This is a genomic window from Mycobacterium sp. TH-M103 (assembly GCF_057473785.1).
Map to the genome: position 1 here is coordinate 1 of NZ_JBYCLG010000105.1, position 7547 is coordinate 7547.

General features: G+C 68.9%; 5 protein-coding genes and 3 pseudogenes. 5 read left to right on the forward strand and 3 right to left on the reverse strand.

What is annotated here, in order from left to right; genetic code table 11:
* On the forward strand, positions 1-1148 hold a 1148-nt coding region (locus AC2VOR_RS06065), incomplete at its 5' end, for an NAD(+) synthase (protein WP_486963381.1).
* Positions 1149-1159: 11 nt separating this feature from the next.
* Here the strand turns inward: AC2VOR_RS06065 and AC2VOR_RS06070 are convergent.
* Entirely contained in the window at positions 1160-1276 is a 117-nt protein-coding gene (locus AC2VOR_RS06070) for a hypothetical protein (RefSeq protein ID WP_486963382.1), read from the reverse strand.
* Between the two features lie 183 nt (positions 1277-1459).
* Positions 1460-1858 (reverse strand): annotated as a pseudogene (locus tag AC2VOR_RS06075) (aconitase family protein); the annotation flags it as partial.
* Between the two features lie 11 nt (positions 1859-1869).
* On the opposite strand from AC2VOR_RS06075, the pseudogene AC2VOR_RS06080 reads away from it, so the two are divergent.
* Positions 1870-2310: pseudogene (locus tag AC2VOR_RS06080) on the forward strand (UTRA domain-containing protein); the annotation flags it as partial.
* On the opposite strand, the gene AC2VOR_RS06085 reads toward AC2VOR_RS06080, so the two are convergent.
* Positions 2307-3203 carry a ribokinase gene (locus AC2VOR_RS06085; RefSeq protein WP_486963383.1) on the reverse strand — a complete coding sequence of 299 codons (897 nt, stop codon included), beginning with the start codon at positions 3201-3203 and terminating at the stop codon, positions 2307-2309. The pseudogene AC2VOR_RS06080 and the gene AC2VOR_RS06085 sit on opposite strands and share 4 nt — an antisense overlap.
* Positions 3204-3407: 204 nt before the next feature.
* Here AC2VOR_RS06085 and AC2VOR_RS06090 point away from each other — a divergent pair, with 204 nt between their 5' ends.
* The 3 genes and pseudogenes from AC2VOR_RS06090 to proA form a co-directional block, all read left to right on the forward strand.
* Entirely contained in the window at positions 3408-5582 is a 2175-nt protein-coding gene (locus tag AC2VOR_RS06090; RefSeq protein WP_486963384.1) for an adenylate/guanylate cyclase domain-containing protein, read from the forward strand.
* Positions 5582-6985, forward strand: coding sequence for a mechanosensitive ion channel domain-containing protein (locus tag AC2VOR_RS06095; RefSeq protein ID WP_486963385.1), 1404 nt, complete (start codon positions 5582-5584; stop codon positions 6983-6985). The genes AC2VOR_RS06090 and AC2VOR_RS06095 overlap by 1 nt, the downstream gene beginning before the upstream one ends.
* Before the next feature lie 60 nt (positions 6986-7045).
* Positions 7046-7547, forward strand: a pseudogene (proA, locus tag AC2VOR_RS06100) (glutamate-5-semialdehyde dehydrogenase); the annotation flags it as partial.

A 7547-nucleotide genomic window follows, 5' to 3' on the forward strand; every position in this document is an offset into this window, starting at 1 on the left:
CGGCGGAGTCGTTCCGGCGCATCGAGTTCCGGCTCGATCCCCCGGGCGGCGACATCGGCCTGCGCCGTGAGGTCGAGCGCTTCCCGTTCGTTCCCGCCGATGCGCAACGGCTGCAACAGGATTGCTACGAGGCCTACAACATCCAGGTCGCCGGGCTCGAGCAGCGGCTGCGCGCGCTGGACTACCCGAAGATCGTGATCGGGATCTCCGGCGGCCTGGACTCGACACACGCGCTGATCGTCGCCGCGCGCGCGATGGACCGTGAAGAACGGCCGCGCAGCGACATCCTGGCGTTCACGCTGCCGGGGTTCGCGACGGGGGAGCGCACCAAGCGCAACGCGATCGAGCTCTGCCGCGCCCTGGGCGTCACCTTCTCCGAGATCGACATCCGCGACACCGCCGCGCTGATGCTCTCTGAGATCGATCACCCGTTCGCGCGCGGGGAGAAGGTGTACGACGTCACCTTCGAGAACGTGCAGGCCGGGTTGCGCACCGACTACCTGTTCCGGCTCGCCAACCAGCGCGGCGGGATCGTGCTGGGCACCGGCGACCTCTCCGAGCTGGCGCTGGGCTGGTCGACCTACGGTGTCGGCGACCAGATGTCGCACTACAACGTCAACGCCGGTGTTCCCAAGACGCTGATCCAGCACCTGATCCGCTGGGTGATCTCCACGGGGGAGTTCGAACCCGAGGTGGGCGAGGTGCTGCAGTCGGTGCTCGACACCGAGATCACTCCGGAGCTGGTCCCCAGCGGGGAGGAAGAAGAGCTGCAGAGCAGCGAGGCCAAAGTCGGACCGTATGCGCTGCAAGACTTTTCATTGTTCCAGATGTTGCGCTACGGATTCCGGCCGTCGAAGGTCGCGTTCCTGGCCTGGCACGCATGGCACGACCCCGGCCAGGGCAACTGGCCGCCGGGATTTCCCGAAGAGAAGCGGCCTATGTACTCGCTCAAGGAGATTCGGCACTGGCTGCAGGTGTTCGTGCGGCGGTTCTACTCCTTCAGCCAGTTCAAGCGGTCGGCCCTGCCGAACGGTCCGAAGGTTTCCCACGGCGGGGCGCTCTCGCCGCGGGGCGACTGGCGGGCCCCGTCGGACATGTCGGCGCGGATCTGGCTGGACGAGATCCAGCGCGAGGTGCCCGAGGAGTAGGCCGCGCAAGTTCAGCGCTCGTAGGTGCCGGTAAGAGTGCCCCGGGCCAGCAGGTGGCCGCGCATCGCAACCACCAGGTCCTTGGCCGAGTCGACAACGTCGGGTATCGGTTCGTCGATCGCGAACACCTGAAACCGGTAGCGGTGGGGTCCGTGGCCGGGGATCGGGCGGCCCGGCGTAGCCGCGATGACCCAGATCCGCTCGCAGGAAACGCATTCCGGCGCTGCCCGGGCGCAGCGAATAGCCCGGGTACATGTCGTCGGTGTTGAGGTTGTCGCCGAACACCCAGACCTTTCCGCCGAATGCCACCGTCATGCCGTCACGCTCCTGGGGTCGGTGATGTAACCGGCGATCGCCGAGGCCGCCACGGTCGCCGGCGAGGCCATGTAGATCTCGGCCTCGGCGCTGCCCATCCGGCCGGTGAAGTTGCGGGTGCTCGACGTGATGCACACCTCGCCGGGGCCCACGACGCCCATGTGGTAGCCGAAGCAGGCGCCACAGGTGGAGTTCGTGACGACGCCGCCCGCATCCGCGATGGCCTGCAGATACCCCAGCCGCATGGCCTCGCGGTAGACCGCCTGCGAGGCGGGGGTGACCAGGAGGCGCACCCCGGGGGCGACGGTCTTGCCGCGCAGCAGTTCCGCGGCGATTCTGAGGTCCTCGAGCTGTCCGTTGGCGCACGACCCGATGAACGCCTGGTCCACCTTCTGCCGGCCGCCCTCCGCAAACCGTCGCCGAGGCGCTCCAGACGTCCGGCGACCTGCTGCACATCGTGCGGGTGCGGCGGCAACGCAGGACCGGGGAGCCGTTGATCGTCAGCGAGGTCTGGCTGCCCGCGGAACTTGCCGGCACGCTGACGGAGTCCGCGCTGCGGCGCGCGCCCCTCTACCAGTTGCTGTCCGACGCGGGTATCTTCGCCGACCGGGTGCGCCATGAGATCACCGCCGAGATCGCGGGCCCGCGCAACGCCCGCCTGCTGGACACGACCATCGGCGCCGCGCTGCTGCGCGTCAACCGGCTGGTGTTCGTGGCCGGCGCGCCGCACCACCACCTGTCTGCCCTGCTCTCACCCGGGCGCAGCCGCGTGCTGCTGAGTCAGGCCGCCGACGAACTCGAGACGGCCGACGGCTTGACGATCGCCCACGACGTGCGCCGGGACTAGCCCGGACCCCCCTCGCGCAGGACCGCGTCGATTGCGTCGGCGCGCGGCGCGCAGTCGCCGGCGCCGGGCACCAGGGTTGCCAGCGCACCCGCGGCGCAGGCGCGGTGCAACGCGTGCAGCCGTTGGGCTTTCAGCGCGGGGTCCGCGCCCGGCCCCGGCGGCCAGGTCGCCGCCAGCACCCCGGCGAACACGTCGCCGGCGCCGGTGGTGTCCACCGCGTCGACCGCCGGGGCGGACACCACGAACTCACCGTCGACGCCGGCGTAGCGCGCGCCGCGCGCACCGAGCGTGGTGACCAGATGGCTTGGCCGCCAGCGCCATTGCTTCTCCTCGTCTTCGTTGGCGATCACCACGTCGGCCAGGGCCGCCAGTTCGGCCAATGCGTCGTCCTGCTGCCCGGCCGGCGACGCGTTGACCAGGACCGCCGCCCCGGCCGAACGGGCGTGCCGCGCCGCCGCCAGCGCCGCGGCGACCGGAATCTCCAACTGGGTCAACAGCACGTCGCAGTCGGCGATGATCGCGCGCACCTCTTCGTCGGTCGGCGAAAGCCGGCCGTTGGCGCCCGGGGAGACCACGATGGTGTTCTCGGCGCCGGCGTCGACCAGGATGATCGCCGTGCCGCTCGGCCCGGCGACCGTGACGGTCCCGTCCAGTCCGACGCCGTTGGTCCTCAGGTGCGCCCGCAGTTCTCCGGCCGCGGTGTCCTCGCCGAGCGCGCCGACGAACTGCACCCGCGCGCCGGCACGTGCCGCGGCGACCGCCTGGTTGCCGCCCTTGCCTCCGGGAGCATGGTTCAGCGACGACGCCAGCACCGTCTCGCCCGGACGCGGCAGGGCGTCGACGCCCAACGTCAGGTCCATGTTCACGCTGCCGACCACACACACCCGTGCCATTCCTGCGACGGTAGTCGCGCCCGGTGGGGGACGCCGCTTTGCGGCAATCGCCGATATCCGGGGGTCCGCGCGTTACTCTGCTGCCTTAGCGGGGCCTAAATCTGTCGGAGAAAGGCGGAGAGGCGATTGACATCGAGCGGGGTTAAAGACGCCGAACCGGCCTCCGTAATCAGCGAGGAAACCCGTCGGCGAAAGGGTGGCGTGATGCACCGGGCCACCGCGGCGGGATTCACGGGGGCCGAGGTGACCCGCAAGAGGCGCCGGCTGTTGCCGTGGCCTCACTTCCGGTTCGGTATCCAGTCCAAGATCTTGGTGGCGCTGCTGCTGTCGAGCATCCTGGGCGTGTCGGTGATCGGCTTCATCGGTGCCCTGTCCGGCCGTAGCGCATTGCGGGAGGTCGAATCCGAGCGGTTGATCGAATTGAGCCAGTCGCAGAAACGCGCGGTGGAGTCCCTGTTCCGGGAAGTGACGAATTCGGTGATCGTCTACAGCGGCGGTTTCAGCGTCAACGAGGCGACAACGGCGTTCACGGACGGCTTCGCACAATTGGCCAATGCGACGATCACCCCGGCCCAACAGCAGGCGCTCGTCGGCTATTACGAGAACGACTTGATCAAACCGATCAAGCAGGCCACCGGCGACAGCATCGACATCAACGCCGTGCTGCCGAGTTCCAATGCGCAGAGATACTTGCAGGCCTACTACACTGCACCGCCGCGGCCCACCGCCGACTCGCTGCCGGTCGAGGACGCCGGCGACGGCAGCGCGTGGACGGCGGCCAACGCGCGCTTCGACTTCTACATCCGCGGCATCGTCACGCGTTTCGACTTCCGGGACGCGCTGCTGCTGGACATGCAGGGCAACGTCGTCTACAGCGTCCGGAAGGGAGTCGACCTGGGGACCAACATCCTCACCGGCCCCTATCGTGAATCCAAACTGCGGGAGGCCTACCAAAAGGCCTTGGCCTCCAACGATGTCGATTTCGTCTGGATCACCGACTTTCAGCCGTATCAGCCGCACCTCGGCCTTCCCACGGCATGGGTGGTCTCGCCGGTGGGCATGAACGGCAAGATCGACGGGGTCATGGCCTTGCCGGTGCCGATCGCCAAGATCAACAAGATCATGACCGCCAACGGGCACTGGCAGGCCGCCGGCATGGGCGCCGCGACCGAGACGTATCTGGCGGGCCCCGACAACCTGATGCGATCGGATTCGCGGACTTTCCTGCAGGATCCGCAGGAATACCGGCGCGACGCCATCAACGCCGGCACCCCGCCCGACGTGGTGGACCGCGCGATCCGTCTGCACACCACGGTGCTCGTGCAGCCGGTGCCCAGCGCGGGGGTTCGCGCCGCCCAGCGCGGCGAGACCGGGGTGGTTAGCGCCACCGACTACACGGGGAACCGGGAGCTGGAGGCCTACGCCCCCCTGAACGTGGCGAACTCCGATCTGCACTGGTCGGTGATGGCGACGCGGGACGACGCCGACGCGTTCGCCCGGTTGGGACGGTTCAGCAAGAACCTGGTGATCGCGGTGACGGCAATGATTTTCGTCATCTGTGTCGCCTCGATGCTCGTCGCGCGGTTGGCGGTGCAGCCGATTCGGCGCCTGGAGAACGGCACGCGCAAGATCAGTTCCGGCGACTACGACGTGAACATCCCGGTCAAGTCGCGCGACGAATTCGGCGACCTCACGGCGGCGTTCAACGAGATGAGCCGCAACCTGGCGATCAAGGAGGAGCTGCTCAACGAGCAGCGCCGCGAAAACGACCGCCTGCTGCTGGCGTTGATGCCCGAGTCCGTGGTGCAGCGTTATCGCGACGGTGAGGAGACGATCGCCCAGAAACACCAGGACGTCGCCATAATCTATGCCGACATCGTCGGCCTCGACGAACTCTCCAACAATCTGTCGGAGGGCGAATTGGTGGGCATCATCAACGACCTGTTCCGCCAGTTCGACTCCGCCGCCGAATCGCTCGGCATCGAACGGATCCGCACCGTGCACAACGGCTACCTCGCCAGCTGCGGGCTCATCACGCCCCGGTTGGACAGCATCCATCGCAGTGTCGACTTCGCGCTCGAGATCGGCCGCATCATCGACCGGTTCAACAACCAAAGCGAGCACAAGCTGGCGCTGCGGATCGGCGTCAACACCGGCAACGTGGTGAGCGGGCTAGTGGGCCGCTCCAGCCTGGTCTACGACATGTGGGGCGGCGCCGTCAGCTTGGCGCATCAAATGCACAGTGGCGCACCGCAACCCGGAATCTATGTCAGCTCGAAGGTGTACGAGGCGATGCGGGACGTGCGGCAGTTCGCTCCCGCCGGCACCATCCCGGTCGGCGGCACCGATCAGGCGATCTACCGCCTGCTGGAGCGGTGATGAACGCCTTCGAATCGGCGTGGTTCTACTGGGCGATCGGCATCGCGGTCGGCCTCCCGCTCGGGCTGATCGTGCTCACCGAGCTGCAAGACGCGCTCGCCCGGCGCAACAACCGCCTGGCGAGGCCGGTGAGCGTATTGCGGAACTACCTGGTGCCGCTCGGCGCGCTGCTGCTGCTGCTCGTCCAGGCCTCCGAGGTGCCGGCCGGGGATATCCCGGTGCGGATCCTGACCACGGTGTTCGGGTTTCTGGTGCTGGTGCTGGTGCTCTCGGGGCTCAACGCAACCGTGTTCGAGGGCGCCCCCGAGACGAGCTGGCGCAAGCGGATGCCCGCCATCTTCCTGGACGTGGCCCGCTTCGGCGTGATCGGGGCCGGTCTGGCGGTGATGTTGTCCTACATCTGGGGCGTGCGGATCGGCGGCCTGTTCACCGCGCTGGGGGTCACCTCGGTCGTGATCGGCCTGATGCTGCAGAACTCCGTCGGCCAGATCGTCTCGGGGCTGTTCATGCTTTTCGAGCAGCCCTTCCGCATCGACGAGTGGCTGGACACCGGCACCGCGCGGGGACGCGTTGCCGAGGTGAACTGGCGCGCCGTGCATATCGACACCGGCAGCGGAATGCGGGTCACGCCGAACTCGGTGCTGGCCACCACCGCGTTCACCAACCTCAGCCGCCCGCCCGGCACACACAAGATCGAGATCACCACGACGTTCGCCAGCGCCGATCCGCCGGACCGGGTGTGTGCGTTGCTGTCGCGGGTTGCCCGCGCGTTACCGCAGCTCAAGCCGGGCGCGCAGCCCCGTTCGGTACCCGTCGGCGGCACCGAGTACCGCACCACCATCGGGCTGAGCTCGCCGGCCGACGCGGGCGCCGCGAAGGCGACGTTCCTGCGCTGGATCTGGTACGCCGCCCGGCGGGCGGAGTTGCACCTCGACGACGCCGACGACGTGTTCTCGACGACCGAGCGTGTGGCGCATGCCCTGCGCACCGTGGTCGCGCCGGCGTTACGGCTCGACGCCGAGGAGCAGCGGTCGCTGCAGTCGTGCGCTCGGATCGTGCGGTACGGCACCGAGGAGATCGTCGAGTACGCCGGCGAGGTGCCGACGGGCATGACGTTTCTGGTGGCCGGGCGCGTGCAGATGACCGCCACGGCCGACGACGGGTCGGTCGTGCCGATCAGCACCCTGGTCCCGGGCTCGTTCCTGGGCCTGACGGCGCTCACCCGGCAGCCGAACCTGGGCAGCGCGTACGCGCTGGAAGAGGTGACCGCGCTGGAGATCGATCGCGAGCACCTCGAGGAGGTGGTGATGCGTGAACCGTTGCTGTTGCAGAACTTCGGGCACATCCTCGACGAACGCCAGACTAAAGCGCGGCAGGTTCGGCGCGGTGAGCGGGTCGGCTGACACCCGCGGGCAGGCGCGGGTCGCTGCACCCGGTGATCCGGGGACCGATACCCTGATTCAATGAGTCTGCGAGCACCGTCGCGCCCCGACTTGCGCCAGGAGGTCCACGACGCCGCGCGCCGCGCCCGTGTCGCGGCCCGCGCGCTCGCGGTGTTGCCGACGGTTGCCAAGGACGCCGCGTTGCAGTCCGCGGCCGCGGCGATGGTGGCGCACACCGCGCCGATACTTCAGGCCAACGCCGAGGACCTCGACGCCGCGCGGGCGGCCGGCACGGCGCCCGCGATGCTCGACCGGTTGGCGCTGGACGCGGGGCGCGTCGAGGCGATCGCCGCGGGCCTGCGCCAGGTCGCGGGGTTGCCCGACCCGGTCGGTGAAGTGCTGCGCGGCTACACCCTGCCCAACGGCCTGCAGCTGCGCCAGCAGCGGGTGCCGCTGGGCGTCATCGGCATGATCTACGAGGGCCGCCCCAACGTCACCGTCGACGCCTTCGGCCTGGCGCTCAAGTCCGGCAACGCCGTGCTGCTGCGCGGGAGTTCGTCGGCGGCCAGGTCCAACCAGGCGC